The organism is Pandoraea terrigena (assembly GCF_902459705.1).
Lineage (GTDB): Bacteria > Pseudomonadota > Gammaproteobacteria > Burkholderiales > Burkholderiaceae > Pandoraea > Pandoraea terrigena.
Map to the genome: position 1 here is coordinate 1 of NZ_CABPRU010000009.1, position 18,748 is coordinate 18,748.

Genomic DNA, 18,748 nt, shown 5'->3' on the forward strand with positions numbered 1-18,748 from the left:
GGGGGGGGGGGGGGGGAGAGGGCGTTGAGAGAGACGGACCGGGGCCCCTTTCTGCAGCGAGTTGGGTTTATGTCTGAGAGGCGGAAAGGGGCCCCGGTCCGTCTGACTGCGGGGGTGTGAAGCGGGTGAAGCATGTGAAGGCCCATTGGGGTGCGCGGCGGCGCCCCGGAGATGGGACCTGGGCCGTCAGAGCAGACGATAAGCCAGTCGAGCGGCGACGCGAGCGCCTGCGCCTTGTGGGTCGAAGCGGGGGTTGTACTCTGCCAGATCGGCCACGCGCAGCTTGCCTGAGCGGCGCACATGCGTGACGATGGCTTCGACGACGGGCATTGGCACACCACACGCTGCGGGAGCGGAAACGCCCGGCATGACCGGCGCTGGAAGCACATCGAGATCGATCGTCAGGTAGACATGCGAGACGTCGGCAATCAGTGCGTCGATTTGTGCGAGGCGCGCCTCCAGATGCCGGTCTTGCATCTCGGTGTCTTCCACGTGGGTGACCTTCAACTCGCGGGCGCGTTCGAACAACGACGCCGTGTTGCTCAAGCGGCTCACACCCAGGCAGGCGTAGTCGAACGGAAGTCCGGCTGCTTCGCATGCCTGCGCGATCTGATCGAACGGCGTGCCCGACGTGCCCGGGCGTGCCGTGCGCAGGTCGAAGTGGGCGTCGAGATTCAGGATCAGCACGCGCGATTGGTCGCCGTGGTCGTCGAGATGCGCGCGCAGTCCTTGCCATGTGCCCCATGCAATTTCGTGACCGCCGCCGAGCACCAGCGGTTGCGCGCCCGCGTCCAGTTGACGGCGAACCGCGTCGGCCAGCGCCGTCTGCGCCGCCTCGAGGTCATCGCCGTCACACGTGACATCGCCGGCGTCGAACAGGCATGCGATGTCGTGCGCAGGCAGGTTCGCCAGCGCACGCCGGATCGCCTGGGGTCCCTCAGCGGCGCCGACGCGCCCCTGATTGCGTTTGACGCCCGCATCGCAGGCGAAGCCGAGCAGCACGGGGGCGCCGCTGGGGGCGGCATCAGTACCCGAATCGATCACTCGCACGACGTTGAAAAGCCGGCGCGTATCACCTCGCTCGCCAGTATCCGTGCGCCCGTGCCAGATCGGGGGATCGCCGGTGGCCGATGTCAATTGAGTCGCCATGAGAGTCTCCTGTTTGCCGGGACGGATCAAACCGTGGCAAGCTCGCGCCACTCGCCGTGGCGCACCGTACGCGAGGGCAACTCGCCACCCAGCCAGTAGGCGAGTTCTGCCGGCCGCTCGATTTCCCACACCACGAAATCCGCTGTCTTCCCGGCTTCGAGGGTGCCGTGCGTGCCAAGCATGCCCAGGGCCTTGGCCGCATTGCGCGTAACGCCCGCCAGCGCTTCCTCCGGCGTCAGGCCGAATAGCGTACAGGCCATGTTGAGCATCAGCCGCAGCGACAACGCAGGCGAGGTGCCGGGGTTCAGATCGGACGCCACCGCGATATCGACACCGTGGCGGCGAAGCAGGTCGACCGGCGGGCGGCGCGTCTCCTGCAACATATGGAACGCGCCCGGCAGCAGCACGGCAACCGTGCCTGCACGCCCCATCGCGGCGGCATCGTCGGCACTCATGTATTCCAGATGATCGGCCGACAGTGCCCCCAGCTCGGCCGCGAGGCTTGACCCACCGAGCGGGGAGAGCTGCTCGGCGTGCAGCTTGACGGGCAGCTTCAGCTTCTGCGCACGCAGCAGCACGCGCATGACCTGCGACGCAGAGAAGGCAATGGTCTCGCAAAACGCATCGACCGCGTCGACCAGACCTTCCTCGGCAAGCGTCGGCAGGATGTCGGTGCAGACGTAGTTCACATACTCGTCGGCCTTGCCCGCGAACTCCGCGGGCACCGTGTGCGCCGCCAGGCACGTGGTTTTCACCGTGACCGGCAACGCCTCGCCCAGCCGACGCGCCACCCGCAACATCTTGCGCTCACTGTTCAGATCGAGGCCGTAACCAGACTTGATCTCGACCATGGTGACGCCATCGCGCATCAGCGCGAGCAACCGTTTGCGTGCCGATTCGAAGAGCGCATCCTCGGTGGCATCGCGCGTGTGCCGCACCGTATGCTTGATGCCGCCGCCGGCGGCGGAGATATCCGCATAGCTCACGCCTTGCAATCGTTGCTCGAATTCGAGGCTGCGGTTGCCGCCGAACACCAGGTGCGTGTGGCAATCGATCAGGCCGGGTGTGACCCACGCCCCTTGCAGGTCCACGCATGCATCCGCATCCACGCTCGAGGCCGAACGCTCGCCGCGCTCACCTATCCACTCAATGTGTTTGCCGTGCGTGACGATAGCGGCATCGTCGATGGCGTGGTAGCGGCCATCGCGCATCGTGGCGACGCGGCAGTGCTTCCAGTACGTACGTTTCATGAGAGGCTCATTCCAGGCTCATTGGGCTGCGCACCTGCGCTTCCCTGGGTTTCACACCGAACTGATAGGCCGCCGACATCAGCACGATCCAGCCCGCACCGACATACAACGCGACACGCGTGTCCTCCATGTAGCCCAGCACCCCGATCACGAACAGCATGAACGCGATGGCCAGCGCCGGACCGACCGGCCACAGCGGCACCTTGAACTTGAGCGCGGCGACTTCCGCGGCCGGCAGACGCCGGCGCATCGCCACCTGCGAGAGCAGGATCATCAGCCACACCCACACCGTCGCGAATGTGGCAATGGACGCGATGATCAGAAACACGCCCTCCGGGATCAGGTAGTTGAGCACCACGCCGCCGAGCAGCGCGGCCGTCATCACGAGCACCGTGACCCACGGCACGCCGTGGCGCGACGTCACAGAAAAGGCGGCCGGCGCCTGACCGTGTTCAGCCATGCCGAACATCATCCGGCCCGCGCCGAAAATGTTGCTGTTGATGGCGGAGATGGCGGCGGAAATGACGATCACGTTCAGGATGGCCGCTGCGGACTTGATGCCCAGCCCGGAGAAAATCTGCACGAACGGGCTGCCCTGACGGCCGATGCCGGTCCACGGGAAGATTGCCATGAGCACACACATCGTCAGCACGTAGAACAGCAGAATGCGCATCGGCACGGCGTTGATGGCGCGCGGAATGACGGTTTCCGGATTCTTGGCTTCCCCGCCGGTAATGCCGATGATCTCGATGCCGCCATAGGCGAACATCACCACGGCCAGCGACGCCACGAGTCCTCCCCAGCCATTGGGCAGGAAACCGCCGTGCGACCAGAGATTGCTAACCGCCGGCGCATGCTCGCTATGCAGTTGCACCCCAGTGAACAGGATCACGCCGCCGCCCACGATCATCGCCACGATGGCGAGGATCTTGAGCAGCGCCAGCCAGAATTCCAGCTCACCGTACACCTTCACGTTGCACAGGTTCAGCCCACAGATCAACATCACGATGCCGAGCACCCAGATCCATTGCGGCACGTCCGGGAACCAGAATCCCATGTAGATCCCGAACGCTGTCACGTCCGCCAGACAGACGATGACCATTTCCAGGATGTAAGTCCAGCCCGTGAGGAAGCCGGCCAGCGAGCCAAGATTGTCGCTCGCATAGCGGCCGAACGAGCCGGAGACGGGCTGGCGCACGACCATCTCGCCCAGCGCGCGCATCACCATATACACGGCGGCGCCGCCCAGAATATAGGCCAGGATCACGGCCGGACCGGCCAGTTGGATGGCGGACGCCGAGCCGTAGAACAGGCCCGTGCCGATGGCGGAGCCGAGCGCCAGAAAGCGGATGTGCCGCGCGCTCAGATTGCGTTGCAGGTTTTTCAAGCTGTCTCCTGAATACGTGATGCGCCTGCCCGCGATGGCGGGGGCGAGTGAAGTCAGGGGTATGGCCCGACGTTCAGGCCAGCGAATCGGTATTCCGCTGGACGACGGGCGACCCGGTACACCGTGTCGCCGGCGCGCAAATCGCAGTTCGCTTTGCGCCGGCAGGGTGTAAAGCCAGCGCGGCTTAAATGCTTGGCGCGCTAGGCAACGTACCGGCCGGCACGAGCGCGCTGAGATGGCGCTGCGCAATCAAGGTGCTCGCCCCTTCGATGTCGGGCGCAAAGTAGCGGTCCTTATCGTAGAACGGAACCGCCTGGCGCAGCAGCGCGCGGGCGCGCTCAAGGACTGGCGTCGACTTGACGCCCTCGCGGAAGTCCAGCCCCTGGCAGGCGCCAAGCCATTCGATCGCGATAATCCCCTTGACGTTATCGGCCATCTCCCAAAGCCGCTTCCCGGCGTTGGGCGCCATCGACACGTGGTCTTCCTGGTTGGCCGAGGTCGGCAGACTGTCTACGCTGGCCGGGTGCGCCAGGGCCTTGTTCTCGGAGGCGAGTGCCGCTGCTGTCACCTGCGCAATCATGAACCCGGAATTCACGCCGCCGTTGGCCACGAGAAACGCGGGCAACTGCGACATGTGCTTGTCCATCATCAGGGAAGTGCGCCGCTCGCTCAGCGCGCCGATCTCGGCCAGCGCCAGCGCGAGGTTGTCCGCGGCCATGGCGACCGGCTCGGCGTGGAAGTTGCCGCCGGAGATCACATCGCCCTGTTCCCAGAACACGAGCGGGTTGTCCGATACGGCATTCGCTTCGACCGCGAGCACGTCGGCCGCCTGACGGATCTGCGTGAGGCACGCCCCCATGACCTGCGGCTGGCAGCGCAGCGAATACGGATCCTGCACCTTTTCGCAGTGCGCGTGCGATTGACCCACCTCGCTCGTCTCACCGAGCAGATGGCGATAGAGCGCAGCGGCATCGATCTGGCCGCGCTGGCCGCGGGCAGCGTGAATGCGCGCGTCGAACGGGGCGCGCGAGCCGAGCATGGCTTCCACCGTCAAGGCACCGCAGACGCTGGCGGCGGCGAATAGGTCTTCCGCTTCGAACAGGCCACGCAAGGCGTAGGCCGTTGAGACTTGCGTGCCGTTGAGCAGCGCCAGGCCCTCCTTGGCGGCAAGCGTGAGCGGCTCGAGCCCGGCCACGGCGAGGGCTTCGCGGGCGCTCATCCACTGACCGCGATACCGCGCCTGGCCTTCGCCCAGCAACAGCAGCGACATATGGGCGAGCGGAGCGAGATCGCCCGAGGCGCCGACCGAACCCTTGAGCGGGATGCGCGGATAGACCTCCGCGTTCACCAGCGTGATGAGGGCATCGATGACTTTGCGGCGAATCCCCGAGAAGCCACGTGCCAGGCTGTTGATCTTGAGCACCATGATGAGGCGCACGAGCGCGTCGTCGAGCGGCGCGCCCACGCCAGCCGCGTGCGAGAGCACCAGCGAGCGTTGCAGGTTCTCGAGATCCTCCTTGGCGATGCGCGTTGTGGCGAGCAGACCGAAGCCGGTGTTGATGCCATAAGCCGTGCGGCCTTCGGCCACGATGGCCTCGACGCAGGCCACGCTCTTGTCGATGGCGGCATAGGCGGTCTCGTCGAGCGTGAGCTTGGTCGGGTGTTGATAGGCGTCGCGCAGTTGCGCGAGTGTGAGCGCGCCGGGCGTCACAAACAATTGTGCCATGGTCGGATTTCCTTGATTCGACGGGTTCTGGGGTGTCTCGCTTACTGCGCGTTGCCAAGCATGGGCAAGTTCAGGCCATGCTCGCGCGCGCATTCGACGGCGATGTCATAGCCTGCATCGGCGTGGCGCATGACGCCCGTCGCGGGATCGTTGTGCAGCACGCGGGCGATGCGCGCGGCAGCCGCGTCGGTGCCATCGCAGACGATCACCACGCCCGAATGCTGCGAGAAGCCCATGCCGACGCCGCCGCCGTGGTGCAGCGACACCCACGTTGCGCCGCTCGCCGTGTTGAGCAGGGCGTTGAGCAACGGCCAGTCGGAGACAGCGTCAGAGCCGTCGCGCATGGCTTCGGTTTCTCGGTTGGGGCTGGCAACCGATCCCGAGTCCAGGTGGTCGCGGCCGATCACGACCGGTGCCGAGAGTTCTCCCGAGCGTACCATTTCATTGAAGGCCAGTCCGAGCTTCGCGCGCAAGCCCAGCCCGACCCAGCAGATCCGCGCGGGCAGTCCCTGGAAGCTGATGCGCTCGCGCGCCATGTCGAGCCAGCGGTGCAGGTGCTCGTCGTCCGGAATCAGTGCCTTGACCTTGGCGTCGGTCTTGTAGATGTCTTCCGGATCGCCCGAGAGCGCGGCCCAGCGGAACGGCCCGACGCCACGGCAGAAGAGGGGGCGGATATAGGCCGGCACGAAGCCGGGGAAGTCGAAGGCGTTCTCGACGCCTTCTTCCTTGGCCATCTGACGGATGTTGTTGCCGTAGTCGAAGGTCGGCACGCCCATCGCCTGGAAGTCGAGCATCGCCTTGACGTGCACGGCCATCGACTGCTTGGCGGCCTTGACGACCTCGGCGGGCTTTGTGCGTGCGCGTTCGCGATAGTCGTCCCACGACCAGCCGATCGGCAGGTAGCCGTTGAGCGGATCGTGCGCGCTGGTCTGGTCGGTGACCATGTCCGGACGCACCCCGCGACGCACCAGTTCCGGCAGAATTTCGGCCGCATTGCCGCACAGCGCAATGGACACGGCCTGGCCGGCGGCGGTGTATTTGGCGATGCGCGCGAGGGCGTCGTCGAGGTCCTTGGCTTGCTCGTCGACGTAACGTGTGCGCAGGCGGAAGTCGATACTGGTCTGCTGGCACTCGATGTTCAGCGAGCAGGCGCCGGCCAGTGTGGCGGCCAGCGGCTGTGCGCCGCCCATGCCGCCCAGACCGGCGGTGAGCACCCAACGCCCCGTCAGGTTGCCCCCGTAGTGCTGGCGACCGGCTTCCACGAACGTCTCGTACGTGCCCTGCACGATGCCCTGGCTGCCGATGTAGATCCACGAGCCGGCCGTCATCTGGCCGTACATGGCCAACCCCTTGGCGTCGAGTTCGTTGAAATGCTCCCAGGTCGCCCAGTGGGGCACCAGGTTCGAGTTGGCGATGAGCACGCGCGGCGCGTCGGCGTGGGTCTTGAACACGCCCACCGGCTTGCCCGATTGCACAAGCAGCGTCTCGTCATCGCCCAGCGTCTTGAGCGTTTCGACAATCTTGTCGTAGCACTCCCAGTTGCGCGCAGCCCGACCGATGCCGCCATAGACGACGAGCGCGTGCGGGTTCTCGGCGACGTCCGGGTCGAGGTTATTCATCAGCATGCGCAGCGGGGCTTCCGTGAGCCAGCTACGGGCATTGAGCTGCGCGCCGCGCGGCGCGCGTATCGTGACATCGCGGTATCGGGTGAATTGGCTCACAACGGGTTCCTCTAATTCGGAGCGGAGAATGACTTGTACAGTATTGTATATACAAGTTATCGTGAACTAGGGTTTTCACGCAGTGCGGTGACGCATGGGGTGCGGCTTAAGGGGATTGTGCGACTGGCGTGCAGTGGCGCCGACGCTGGATTAATCGGGCTCGCCGAAGCGACCCTCAAGCCGATGCCGGGAGCCGGGGTGCAGCAGGCGAGCCACGGAGACGATGCGCTTGCCGGTCCAGGTGCGACGCCGAATGAGCAGGCACGGCTCCGTGCGCGCAATGTGCAGCAGTTGCGCTTCCTCCGGCGTGGCCGTCACGGCTTCGACGACATGCTCGCCCGAGGTGAGCGGCGACAGGCGCTGCAGATAAGCGTTGGGGGTGAGTTGGGTGAAGTCCTGCTCGAGATAATCCGGCGCGAGTGCGGGATTGACGAAGCGGTCTTCGATCTGCACCGGCACGTTGTCCTGGTAGTGGACGATCACCGAGTGGAAAAGCTTTTCGCGCTCTTGCAGTCCCATGGAAACGGCCCGTTCGGGACCGGCAAGTTCTTCGCGCAGCAGCTTGATTTCGGCACGATGGCGATGGCCGTGCCCGGAGATCTCGTCGGCAATATTGTTGACGGCCAGCAGCGGCGAGTGGGATTTTGGCTCGGCGACGAACGTGCCGACGCCCTGCATGCGCACGAGACGCCCCTCGGCGGTGAGTTCCCGCAGCGCGCGGTTGACCGTCATCCGGCTCACCCCGGAGAGGTCGACCAACTCGTTTTCCGATGGCACGCGGTGATGCGGCGGCCAGGCGCCACTGTCGATCTGACGACTGATGAACTGCTTGAGTTGCAAATAGCGCGGCGCCGGCCCTTGTTCGTTGAGCGTTTCGACCGTCGGTTGGGCAGATTGACGTGGCACCTTAATGGCTTCTCCGGTCACGGGCGTGCGGGGGGAAAGCCTGAAGCATAAGCCAATCGCTTGCCGTGGAGGAGAAAAAAGCGGCCCGGCGCACATGACGCCGATCCAGGTGAGGCCGTGCGCGCGCGGCGCCGGGGCGCGCCGCGCATTGAAATGCTCCCGCTTACCAACCGTGCAATCGCGACCAGACGGCGAGGTCGCGATCGGGGGCAACGGCGTGGTATTCGGGGAATTGCGCCCCGGTCGCGCAGGCGTGATTGGGCAGGATGCGCAGCAACGTGCCAATGGGGAATCGCGCAACGATGTCGAGGTCGGGCTCGCCTTCGCGCGACAGAATGCCGTGTTCCTGGTTGGCGCCGCTCAACTGATACCCGGGCACGAGGCTGCCGTCGATGCGGCACACCTGTCCATAGCCGAAATCACGCTTCTGCTTTTGGGTGCCCCGGTCGCGGCTCATGGCCATCCAGCCTGCGTCGACAATGGCCCAGCCCTTGTCGGCCTGATGCCCGATCACGGTCGTGAGCACGCTCAGTGCCAGTTCGTCGGCCGTGCACACGCCAATGTTGTGCATGACGAGATCGAAGAACACGTACACGCCCGCACGCACTTCGGTCACGCCGTCGAGATGCTCGGCGGTGAGGGCGGTGGGCGTCGAGCCGACGCTGACTACCGGGCACGGTAGCCCGGCATCGCGCAAACGCGTGGCGGCGCGCACGCAGCCGGCGCGCTCCTGCTCGGCGATGGCCACGAGCGCTTCATGCGTGTCGACGTCATAGCTGGAGCCGGCGTGGGTCATGACGCCGCCCAACGATGCCCCGCCGTCATGCAGCACACGTGCCACGTCTAGCAGAGCATCGCCCTCAGGGACGAGGCCCGAGCGATGTCCGTCGGTGTCGATCTCGATCCACACCTCGAATGTTTCACCGAACTCGGCGCCGAACGCCACGATGGCCTGCGCCGATGCGACGCTGTCCGTGAGAATCTTCAGGTCGCAACCGCGGCGCCGCAAGGCGAGGGCGGCCGGCAGCTTGCTCGCGACCATCCCCACCGCATAGAGGATGTCGGTCACGCCATCGTCGAAGAAGCGGGCGGCTTCCTTGAGGGTGGAGACGGTGATGCCTGCGGCGCCGGCTTCGATCTGTGCGCGTGCCACTTCCACGCACTTGCTGGTCTTGACGTGGGGACGCAAGCGCACGCCCAGCGCGTCCATGCGGGACTGCATGCGACGAATGTTGTGCTGCATGCGTGGCACGTCGATCACGGCGGCCGGTGTGTCGAGCATCGGCAGCGCGGTCGGGAGGAGGGGCGGCTTCGCGGTCTTGGTCATGTGTCTCGGACGGTGGGGGACGGGCGTGGGCAGCCGTGCCGCGTGGCGCCGTCGTAAAAGGCGCCAGTGTAGGAAGGATGGGGGGCCTCGTGGTTAATTGAGGCAACATCAAACATTAAGCTCAGATGAATGGTCCAGATCGAGAACGTGCGTCCGGTCCAGGCGTTGGCGCCATCGGCGTGGCTCAGTGCGGTGGCACGATGGCCATGCCGACGGCCGCCGCAGCGGTGAGTGTCGTCATGACAATGCGCTCGGCGCTATAGTGCGCGCTCGATGGCCTGACCGAGCAGCGACAGCCCGAGATCGATCTCTTCTTCGCTGACAGTCAGCGGCGGGGCGATGCGGAATACGCCGCCCATGCCGGGCAGTTGCACGATGTTCATGCTCAGGCCAAGGGCCATGCACTCGCGTGTGATTTTCGCACCGAGTCCGTCGGCAGGCGCCTTGGTGCGGCGATCCTTGACGATTTCCATGCCGAGCAGCAGGCCCCGGCCACGCACGTCGCCCACGCATTCGAAACGCTCCATCAGTCCGAGCAATCCGTTGCGCAGGCGCTCGCCCAAGACGTTGGCGCGCGCGACAAGGCCGTCGCGGGCGACGACGTCGAGCACGCGCAAGCCGACGGCCGCCGGCAGCGGATCGGAGACGTGGGTGGTGTAGAAGAGGTAGCCGCGCTCATGGGCGCGCTCTTCAATTTCGGCAGATGTCACGATGGCGGCGAGCGGCAGCCCGGCGCCGAGGGTTTTCGAGAGCGTGAGGATGTCGGGCGTGACGCCGTCACGCTCGAACGCGAACATGGTGCCGGTGCGCCCGATGCCGGTCTGCGCTTCGTCGAGTATGAGCAGCATGCCGCGCGCTTCGCATTTGCGCTTGAGCGCCGCGAGATAGCCCGGGGGCAGCTCGATGATGCCGCCCGAACTGAGGATCGGCTCCGCGATGAAGGCCGCGAGGTTGCCACTGGACTGGCGATCGATCAGGTCGAACGCGTAGTCCAGTTCGGCGAGGTAGTCATACTGGCCGGCCGGGCCGAAGCGGGGACGATAGGTGAACGGCGCGGGAATCGCGAACGAGCCGATCGCGGCCGGACCGACGCCTTTGCGTCCAGCACTGTAGGTCGCGGCGGCGGCGCCACCGGTCATGCCATGCCACGATTGTGCGAACGCGACGATTTCGAATTTTCCGGTGACGAGCTTGGCCATGCGAATGGCCGCTTCGTTCGCTTCGGCGCCGGTGCTCAACAGCATGACCCGATCGAGGCCGTCGGGAGTGATGTCGGCGAGCCGTGTGGCGAGATCGACCACCGGTCGGGAAAGCATGCCGCTGAACAGGTGATCGAGCGTGGCGATGGACTCGGTGACGACAGCGACGATGTCGGGATGGCTGTGGCCAAGCACGGCGCTCATCTGCCCGGAGGTGAAGTCGAGAATGGCTCGGCCGTCGGCGTCGTAGACGAAGCTGCCTTGCGCTCGTTCGATGATCATCGGCTCGAAGGTGCCGCCATAACGGATCAGATGCTGTCGGGCATTGCGCCAGAAGTCGGTGTCTTGGTTCTTGGACATGCAGAAATCTCCGATGAGCAACGGCGATGGGCATTTACCGCTTGCAGTCTAGGCAGCGCTCTGATTTCATGGAAGCGAATAATGCTAATGAAAGATAGAAGCGAGTCTAATATCTTGAGCCTGTCCCTCGAAATCGACCTGCTGCGCTCGTTCGTCGCCATTGCGCAGGCGGGGTCGCTCAGCGTGGCGGCGCAGCGCATTGCGCGAACGCAGTCGGCGCTGAGCCAGCAGATGAAGCGTCTGGAAGCGATCGTTGATCAACCGTTGTTGCAGCGCACTGGGCGCGGGGTGGTGTTGACGAGTCCTGGAGAGCGCTTGTTGGGACACGCCCAGCGGATTCTGAGGGTGCACGACGAAGCCATGGCGGAGATGTCGGGCCGGGGGTTGCGCGGCACGATTCGCTTCGGTTGCCCGGATGACTACGCGGCCGCGTTTCTGCCCCACCTGCTGCGAGGGTTTGCGGTGGCGCATCCGCTGGCGTTGGTCGAGGTGATCTGCGAACCTACGCCGCGTCTGATGGCGCAATTGGCGCGTCATGCGCTGGATCTGGCGTTGATCTCGTTGCCGGCAGGCATGGACGAGCGCGAGGTTATCCGGCGAGAACCGTTGGTGTGGATTGGGAGTCCCGGGCTGGCGGCGGTGCTTTCCAATCCCGACGTGCCGTTGCCATTGGCGTTGTCGGACCCGGACACGCTGGATCATATGGCGGCATGCGAGGCGTTGACGCGGGCGGGCAGGGCGTACCGCATCGCGTATGCGAGCAGCAATCTGGCCGGATTGACGGCGCTGGCGCGCTCGGGGCAAGCGCTCGCGGTCATGACGCAGACGGCGGTGCCCGCGGATTTACGCATTGTTACAGGTGATACGTTGCCGACGTTGCCGTCGGTCGGGATTACGGTAAAGTTCGATCGCGCGCGTCCGAACCCGCTGAGCGTCGCGTTTGCCGATCACATCCGGCAGACGCTGGCGGTGTTGTAGGGCGGGAACGTGGGGCACTCACGATTGCCCTGTGCGGTCGAATTTGACGCACAATTGCGCATCGTTTCGAGGCGAGGGGCAGACGCTCCCCGGCGCTTCAACAAGAAGTCGGGTTCCGGGCCTTGGGACGCCCCGATGGTGGCCGGAAACTCGTGGTTATTTCGTTATTTGTATCGAGGTCGATATGTTGGCGCGTATTTTGGCGGTTTTCCTGGTGGTCGGTTCACTGCTCTCTTTGGCAGGCTGCAATACGGTCGATGGTGTCGGGCAGGATATTTCGGGCGCGGCGCGCACCGTCAAGCGGGCGCTGTAAACGTCGGCGCCGGGTGAGGGCGGATGCTTCCGTCTTCGCCAAAATCGACGAGCATGCTGCGTCCTGAGTGAAAACGCTCGGCGTGTTTGATTCTCCCGCGACGTGCGCTTCTGCCGTTGACCCAACGGCTCGCTTTCGCCACTCTGAATACCCACCGCGGTGCGGCGTCAACATCGTTAACACCCGCCCCCAGACGGACCGGAGCCCCTTTCCGCCTCTCAAACATAAACCCAACTCGCTGCAGAAAGGGGCTCCGGTCCATCCCCCTTCACGCCCACGGTCCCTCAACCCAACGACCCAACAGCCCAAACTCGGCACCATCCAGAGAAACCACTTCGCTACCGGTGCTTTGGAAACCCGCTATCCTTCCTGGGTTCGTGCGCTTTGCTGCACCCGCTTTTCAGGAGTCCCCCCCTCGTGGCCGCTTTCGACATCGACGATATCGTCTCCTCCCTGCATTCGGCTCGCCTTCGCTGGCGCGACGGCCAACGCCGTCTGCTCGAATCCGGTGGACGCGATCTGCCCTCCCGTGAACACCTCGCCGACATCATCGGCGCCCTCAAAGGCGTGCTCTTTCCCATGCGCCTCGGTCCGCCAGACCTCCACCAGCAAGGCGAGAACTATTACGTCGGTCACACACTGACCAGCGTGCTCAATGGCCTGGCCGAACAAGCCCGGATGGAATGGCGCCACAAAGCACGCCACGACACCAACATCACGCCCGCACTCATCGAGGAACGCGCCCACGCCACCATCCAGCAATTCGCTCAAAGGCTTCCCACGATCCGCGAATTGCTCGACCGCGATGTACTCGCCGCCTATCAAGGCGATCCGGCCGCAGGCAGCGTCGACGAGGTGCTGATCTGCTACCCAGGCATCCACGCGATGATTCACCATCGCGTCGCCCACGAACTCTATCGACTCGAATTGCCACTGCTCGCCCGTATCATCGCCGAGCAAGCCCACTCGGAAACCGGCATCGATATTCACCCAGGTGCCCAAATCGGCGCAGGCTTCTTCATCGATCACGGTACCGGGGTGGTCATCGGGGAAACCGCAATTCTCGGCGAGCGCGTGCGCGTCTATCAAGCCGTCACGCTCGGCGCCAAGCGCTTCCCGGCCGACGATGACGGCAATCCGCGCAAAGGCCTCCCTCGTCACCCGATCGTGGAAGACAACGTGGTCATCTACGCCGGTGCCACGATTCTCGGTCGCGTCACTATCGGACAAGGCTCGGTGATCGGCGGCAATGTCTGGCTTACGCAAGACGTCCCGCCGTTCAGCAATATCACGCAAGCCAGATCGCGCACAGAGGCAGGCTCGCCCCCCGTGTCCGGCTGCGATAACGAATCGTCCTGAAGCCTCCCGCGTGGCGCACGCCACGCACGGATCGGTCAGGTCGCATTCAACATCGACCTCCGTCAGGCAAGCCCCGCCGCTCCCACGACAGCGCATAGCGCCACTACGGCAAGCGGCGGCGCCTTCCAACGCGTCAACAGCACGAACGCGATGGCGGCCACCGCGAAATCGGCCGCGCTATGCACAGCGCTCGTCCACACCGGCGAGTACAACGCCGAGGCCAGTATCCCCACGACGGCCGCATTCACCCCCGCAAGCATGGCTGCCGCCGACGCCCGTTCGCGCAACGCCTGCCAATGCGGCAGCGCAGCCACGACAAGCAACAGCCCGGGAAGAAAGATCCCCACGGTCGCCAGCATGGCCCCAAGCCACGGATGCGCAGGGCTCCCCGATAGCCACCCGAGATACGTTGCGAACGTGAAGAGCGGGCCAGGTACCGCCTGCGCCGCGCCATATCCGGCCAGGAAGGCGCTGTTCGACACCCATCCCGTCGCCACGGTCTGCGCCTGCAGCAGTGGCAGCACCACATGGCCACCACCGAACACCAACGCCCCGGACCGGTAGAAGCCGTCGAAGATGGCCACGGACCGCTCGTCGGTGAGATGCCGAAGGGCGGGCAACCCGGCCAGCAGCGCGCAGAAGAGGATGAGTGCGATGACGCCCGTCGCATGTGAGATACGGAATCGCGACGGTAACGTCAGCGGTTGCGCCGCCAGTGGATGCCCCGAGCGCAGCAGCAGAACGCCAAGCCCCGCGCCCAGCACGATCACGATGAGTTGCGCGAACTGGGTGGTCGTCAGCGCGAGCACGGTCATGGCAGCCAACGCAATCCCCGCACGTCGCGTGTCGGGACACAGCCGTCTCGCCATGTCCCAGACCGCCTGCGCCACGACGGCGACCGCCACGAGCTTCAAGCCATGCAGCACGCCATCGCCCACCGGCCCCCCGAGGTGCGGCGCAACGATGGCAAAGACAAGGAGCAGCAGGATCGAAGGCAGTGTGAATCCGCACCACGCGGCGATGCCACCGAGCCATCCGGCCCGCTGAAGGCCAAGGGAGAAACCGACCTGGCTACTCGCCGGTCCAGGCAGAAACTGGCATAAGCCAACCAGATCGATAAAGCTCGCATCGTCGAGCCAGCGACGCCGCTCCACGAATTCACGACGGAAATAGCCAATGTGGGCGACCGGCCCGCCGAAGCTGGTCAGGCCCAGCATCAGAAACGCCCATAGCACTTCGAGGGCGGCGCGCGGATGCATGGCAGAGGGGCCGGGGACGGTTTCGATGTCGGTTTTCAAGGGTTTCAACGCTCATCATCCAGCAGCACGAAGTTCGACATCATAGCGTCGACGCGGTGACCTCGGCATGACGCAAGCTTACGCCACGGCAGCCGCACGCGCCGCCGATCCGCGTTGTTCGTGATGGCGTCTGGCCTTCGAGGCATCGAGGTCCGTTTCCGAATTTGGCTTCTGAACCCGTGGCAGCGGTGAAGACTGCCACAATCGCCGGTTCGTTTCAGCAATCGCACGTCCGCGCGCCGCGTTAGCGTTCTCCCCGCCGCTTTGGAAGCTGTCATTCGCGATCTTGCGATGGCACTACGCAGCGGAATTTTCGGAGGAACGCTGAATGACACGATTGCATCATGCAATGCCGCACCACGCGCATCGACCGGCCGCTCACGCGCACACGACAAGACGGCGCAGCGATCGCGCCGCGTTCGTCGACGATTGGCGGGCGAGTATGGCAGTGCCGCGTTGTCAAGCTGTCCCTATGCAGGCACGTCTGCGCGCGAGTCCGCAGACGCTTCAGACGGCCGAAATGGCTCGCGCGCCGCTTGGTGCCCCCCGCCGCGAGTCCCGCCATGCCGCCTTCGCACTGGGGTTGCTGGCAGTGATTGGTACGACGGGCGTGGTTGCCGCGGCCAGCGCCCCCGGCACATCCATTGCCGGGGCAAGGTCGATCAGCCGGCGAGACGCCAACATCGAACCCTCCGTGAGCACCGCGCCGATCACGTTGCCGCATTCGGAGACCGTCTCGGGCATGCATGCGTTGCTGCGCGTGTGGCCCTTGCGCCGCGACGGCGGCGGCGTGATGGCGCAGTGCCTGCCCGCGCCGCACATCGGGTCGCTCGGCGCCGAGACCGCACCCGCCGACAGCCGCGAAGCGCTGAGAGCGGGGTTGACGGTGTACCGCGGGGAAATCCAGCGCGCCATGGTCGCGCTGATTCGACAAGCCGTAGCAGCGTCGGACGCAGAAACGCGTGACGCCTTTGCGAATGCGGAAGTCTTGCGTGCTGGTCTTAAGTCGCTGCTCGTCGAGCACGAGGCGGGATTGGGTTCACGACCGCCGCGTTCCATTTATGCCGCGTCTCACGCGATTTCGTTGCATCTGAGGCACGAGGGTAGCGTCTGGTTCGAGTTTGTGCTCTCGCTCGCCCATGACGCGTCTGCCCTCATCACACCATGGCGCCCGTGCAGTTCGAAGAAATCCTGTGCCCAAACGTATGGCCCAGTCCTCTGGGGCGAGCGCTGGTCGTCGATCCAGTCGCGGATCGGCGAAGGCGATGACGCGGGGTTCGTGCTCGAAATTCCGGGCGCGCCGGTCTGGGCGGGATGGCCATCGCCGAATTCGTCGGTCCTCGATTCGCCGGACATGGAGGAAGTCGCCGAGCTGCTGATCGACACCGTCGTCAAGCGTGCCCCACGTGACCGACGCGAGCTACCGGACGCGTCTTTCGGCGCGCGATCGCGTCGGCACGCGGTAACCGATATCGGTGGTCCAGGCGAGTTGGCCTCGCGCCTGGCGGTGTCCGGGATGGAATGTCTTGCCGCCATGGTGCGCGCCGAGACACTCCACCAGGACGCCATTGCACTGCTGCAGTACCTTTGGCCGGGCAAACCCATGCCGGCATCCGCGCCAGCCGCGCCGCAGCAAGCGCCATTACCGAGCTTCATCAAGCATGAGTCGTTCTCCGGTCCCCTGGGCCGTGGCGTGCAATGGTGCCTGCCGCCGAATGTTCATGTCGAATATCTTCCGGACCTGACGCAGAACGGTGTGAAAGTGTTCGACATCGACGGCGTACTGTACGGTGCGGCGGTGGCGCACACGCGCAAGCATGCGTCCGATCTCCGGCCGCTCGAGGACATTCGTCGCGATTGGGCGCCGGGGTCGCTATGCCGCATCTCGCGCGGCGCGGGAATCGATATCGATGGCATGTGTCTCGAATGTCACCGCGAGCGTCAGGGCGAGGTCACGGTAACGGAGCAGGGGGCAACCGTCGCGCAGCATCAGGCAATGGCCGCATCGCCGCTCGTACGCCTGCGTGTCGCCATGTATTCCCGCTTGTTTCAAGCCGCGGATGGCGGTCAAGTGTTTTTTGCGTTCGGGCGTCTGGGGCGTTTGGACGAGTTTGGGACGCCGCACGTCTCGCCAGACTCGCCACTCGTCGATCCGGCGCTGTATACGCCGGAGCTGAACGGCGAACTGGCCTTCTACGAGCAGCCGACGACGGAGGGGCCGGTCGGTGGGCGCCGCGTCCGACTCACACTCGGCGATATGTGCATCGCGGCGCCGTTCGGGACATATCGGGACGGCGACGGTGCGCTGCACGGCGTGGTGCAACTCTCGCGCGACGTCTACTATCGCTTCACTTTGCCCGATAGCGACGAGGGGGAGGCGACACGTCAGGTGCATCTGCACCGTCGTCCGGCGAACCACCGCGACATTCGCGCGTACCGGACGGCGCAGCTCCATCGCGCGGCGGCCGAAAACGCGATTGTGCTGCCAACGATCGCCTACGGCGAAGCGCGCACGTTGCTGCAGCTGTATCTCAAGCTCTGGCACCAGGCCCCCTCGCCGGGGGATGTGTGGCGCGGGCTCGAGGACATTTCGCTGTCGGTCATCGAGGCAAGGCAAGCGATTCGCGACCTCACGCAAGCCATCGAGCATCGGGTGACGGCCTCCAGAATGCCGCCGGTGTCGCCCGGCGCCAGCGGATTCTCCCCGCCGCCAGGGATCGATGCCGCATTGATGCCGATGTTCAATCGTCTATGGAGCCACTGGCAGTACTACCCGATGCAGGCAGGGGCGTTCACCAATGCGATCGCGAGAGACTTCGTGTCGCGTCCAGCCCCGCTGGCGGTATGGTCGCAGTTGCCGTTCGTCGGCGACGTGCAAACGACACGCGACGTGCTGTCGATCTTCGAGACGCTGTTTCCCGGCATGTCGGGGATGCAGGCGCTTGTCGGCGGTACGGCCCGCGCGGCGCGCGATGTCGGTGAGCGCATGCGCCACGTCTCGCGCAACGCGAACATTGCCGTGGCGGAGGTGACGCTCGCCGACGGTACCAGGACGATCTACTACTGCCTGTCGGGACTCCAGCGCACCGCGCTGCGCACGAACACGCCGAGCGTGCGGGTCGTGGACGCAGGCCGGGCGTATGCACGGCGAGACCACAACGTCATCGCGCAACGTCGCAAGGCGGCGAGTTCGGGGCGGGAGGTCGTTTTCACCGAGCCGCCCGAACTGCGCCTGGCGATGGCCGATGCCGACTTGCCGACATACAATGCGGCGACGCGCGGGCCGCAGTCCCGGACACTCGACACCGAGCGAATGATCCTGGCGCAGATCTATGCGGATCACCCGTTGGGCGAGAACGTCATTCGTTCGATCGTGCTGTGCTCGCGTTTGCCGTTCTGCGATTCGTGCGCCGTCAATCTCGCCATGGTTCCGTATCACTATCCCGACGCCGAGTTGCGCTTCTACTACGTGGCCCCACCGCCGCGCGAGCGCAGGACCATCGTCGATGCAACGCCGGTGCCCATCGCGGCGACGGCGCAGGTCCAGGAGGCGGTGCAGACCGTGCCAACAGTGCTCGCGTCGGGGCAGGACAGAAGCGACGCGCATGCCAGCGACGCCATCGATCCACACGAGCATTCCAGCCTGTAAGTGCGACGCGTGATGGATTTTCCAATCGCTTGACCGTCGTTCCCGGCGCGATGCGCTATATAGAAATGGATATAGCGCATCGCGCCGAGACGTGGCGCTGGGCGCACCCACCGGAAACGCGGCGCC

At 65.2% G+C, this 18,748-nt stretch carries 13 protein-coding genes; 4 read left to right on the forward strand and 9 right to left on the reverse strand.

The window, feature by feature from the left end:
- Positions 1-186: 186 nt before the first annotated feature.
- The 8 genes from hutG to PTE31013_RS17180 all read right to left on the reverse strand — a co-directional run bounded on the left by hutG (position 187) and on the right by PTE31013_RS17180 (position 11,025).
- Positions 187-1,149, reverse strand: coding sequence for a formimidoylglutamase (gene hutG / locus PTE31013_RS17145; protein ID WP_150613985.1), 963 nt, complete (start codon positions 1,147-1,149; stop codon positions 187-189).
- Between the two features lie 26 nt (positions 1,150-1,175).
- Entirely contained in the window at positions 1,176-2,399 is a 1,224-nt protein-coding gene (hutI, locus tag PTE31013_RS17150) for an imidazolonepropionase (RefSeq protein ID WP_150613986.1), read from the reverse strand.
- Positions 2,400-2,406: 7 nt separating this feature from the next.
- Positions 2,407-3,786, reverse strand: a complete 1,380-nt coding sequence (locus PTE31013_RS17155) for an amino acid permease (protein ID WP_150613987.1) — start codon at positions 3,784-3,786, stop codon at positions 2,407-2,409.
- A gap of 184 nt (positions 3,787-3,970) precedes the next feature.
- Entirely contained in the window at positions 3,971-5,512 is a 1,542-nt protein-coding gene (hutH, locus tag PTE31013_RS17160) for a histidine ammonia-lyase (protein WP_150613988.1), read from the reverse strand.
- A gap of 41 nt (positions 5,513-5,553) precedes the next feature.
- Positions 5,554-7,233 (reverse strand): urocanate hydratase, encoded by a 1,680-nt coding sequence (gene hutU, locus PTE31013_RS17165; RefSeq protein ID WP_150613989.1) that lies wholly within the window; start codon positions 7,231-7,233, stop codon positions 5,554-5,556.
- Between the two features lie 150 nt (positions 7,234-7,383).
- A complete protein-coding gene (hutC, locus tag PTE31013_RS17170) occupies positions 7,384-8,139 on the reverse strand; it encodes a histidine utilization transcriptional repressor HutC (RefSeq protein WP_150613990.1) in 756 nt (251 codons plus the stop codon).
- A gap of 163 nt (positions 8,140-8,302) precedes the next feature.
- Positions 8,303-9,466, reverse strand: coding sequence for a DSD1 family PLP-dependent enzyme (locus PTE31013_RS17175; RefSeq protein ID WP_246174650.1), 1,164 nt, complete (start codon positions 9,464-9,466; stop codon positions 8,303-8,305).
- A gap of 257 nt (positions 9,467-9,723) precedes the next feature.
- Entirely contained in the window at positions 9,724-11,025 is a 1,302-nt protein-coding gene (locus PTE31013_RS17180) for an aspartate aminotransferase family protein (RefSeq protein ID WP_150613991.1), read from the reverse strand.
- 87 nt (positions 11,026-11,112) lie between these two features.
- On the opposite strand from PTE31013_RS17180, the gene PTE31013_RS17185 reads away from it, so the two are divergent.
- The 3 genes from PTE31013_RS17185 to epsC all read left to right on the forward strand — a co-directional run bounded on the left by PTE31013_RS17185 (position 11,113) and on the right by epsC (position 13,675).
- Positions 11,113-12,003 carry a LysR substrate-binding domain-containing protein gene (locus PTE31013_RS17185; RefSeq protein WP_150613992.1) on the forward strand — a complete coding sequence of 297 codons (891 nt, stop codon included), beginning with the start codon at positions 11,113-11,115 and terminating at the stop codon, positions 12,001-12,003.
- A 184-nt stretch (positions 12,004-12,187) separates the two neighbouring features.
- The gene (locus PTE31013_RS25280; protein WP_017232138.1) at positions 12,188-12,316 is read left to right on the forward strand and encodes a hypothetical protein; all 129 of its coding nucleotides are present in this window, start codon (positions 12,188-12,190) and stop codon (positions 12,314-12,316) included.
- Between the two features lie 417 nt (positions 12,317-12,733).
- Positions 12,734-13,675: a serine O-acetyltransferase EpsC gene (epsC, locus tag PTE31013_RS17190; RefSeq protein WP_150613993.1), complete on the forward strand. Its 942-nt coding sequence runs from the start codon at positions 12,734-12,736 to the stop codon at positions 13,673-13,675.
- A 62-nt stretch (positions 13,676-13,737) separates the two neighbouring features.
- Here epsC and chrA read toward each other — a convergent pair whose 3' ends face one another.
- A complete protein-coding gene (gene chrA / locus PTE31013_RS17195; protein WP_150614140.1) occupies positions 13,738-14,934 on the reverse strand; it encodes a chromate efflux transporter in 1,197 nt (398 codons plus the stop codon).
- A gap of 511 nt (positions 14,935-15,445) precedes the next feature.
- Here chrA and PTE31013_RS17200 point away from each other — a divergent pair.
- Complete coding sequence (locus tag PTE31013_RS17200; RefSeq protein ID WP_150613994.1) at positions 15,446-18,622, forward strand: hypothetical protein; 3,177 nt, start codon at positions 15,446-15,448, stop codon at positions 18,620-18,622.
- The last annotated feature ends 126 nt before the right edge of the window (positions 18,623-18,748 follow it).

Coding starts and splice junctions, on each gene's coding strand:
- PTE31013_RS17180 (WP_150613991.1), bottom strand. CDS start 11,025: ATGTCCAAGAACCAAGACACCGACTTCTGGCGCAATGCCCGACAGCAT.
- PTE31013_RS17175 (WP_246174650.1), bottom strand. CDS start 9,466: ATGACCAAGACCGCGAAGCCGCCCCTCCTCCCGACCGCGCTGCCGATG.
- hutG (WP_150613985.1), bottom strand. CDS start 1,149: ATGGCGACTCAATTGACATCGGCCACCGGCGATCCCCCGATCTGGCAC.
- hutH (WP_150613988.1), bottom strand. CDS start 5,512: ATGGCACAATTGTTTGTGACGCCCGGCGCGCTCACACTCGCGCAACTG.
- hutI (WP_150613986.1), bottom strand. CDS start 2,399: ATGAAACGTACGTACTGGAAGCACTGCCGCGTCGCCACGATGCGCGAT.
- chrA (WP_150614140.1), bottom strand. CDS start 14,934: ATGCATCCGCGCGCCGCCCTCGAAGTGCTATGGGCGTTTCTGATGCTG.
- PTE31013_RS25280 (WP_017232138.1), top strand. CDS start 12,188: ATGTTGGCGCGTATTTTGGCGGTTTTCCTGGTGGTCGGTTCACTGCTC.
- PTE31013_RS17200 (WP_150613994.1), top strand. CDS start 15,446: ATGCAGGCACGTCTGCGCGCGAGTCCGCAGACGCTTCAGACGGCCGAA.
- PTE31013_RS17185 (WP_150613992.1), top strand. CDS start 11,113: ATGAAAGATAGAAGCGAGTCTAATATCTTGAGCCTGTCCCTCGAAATC.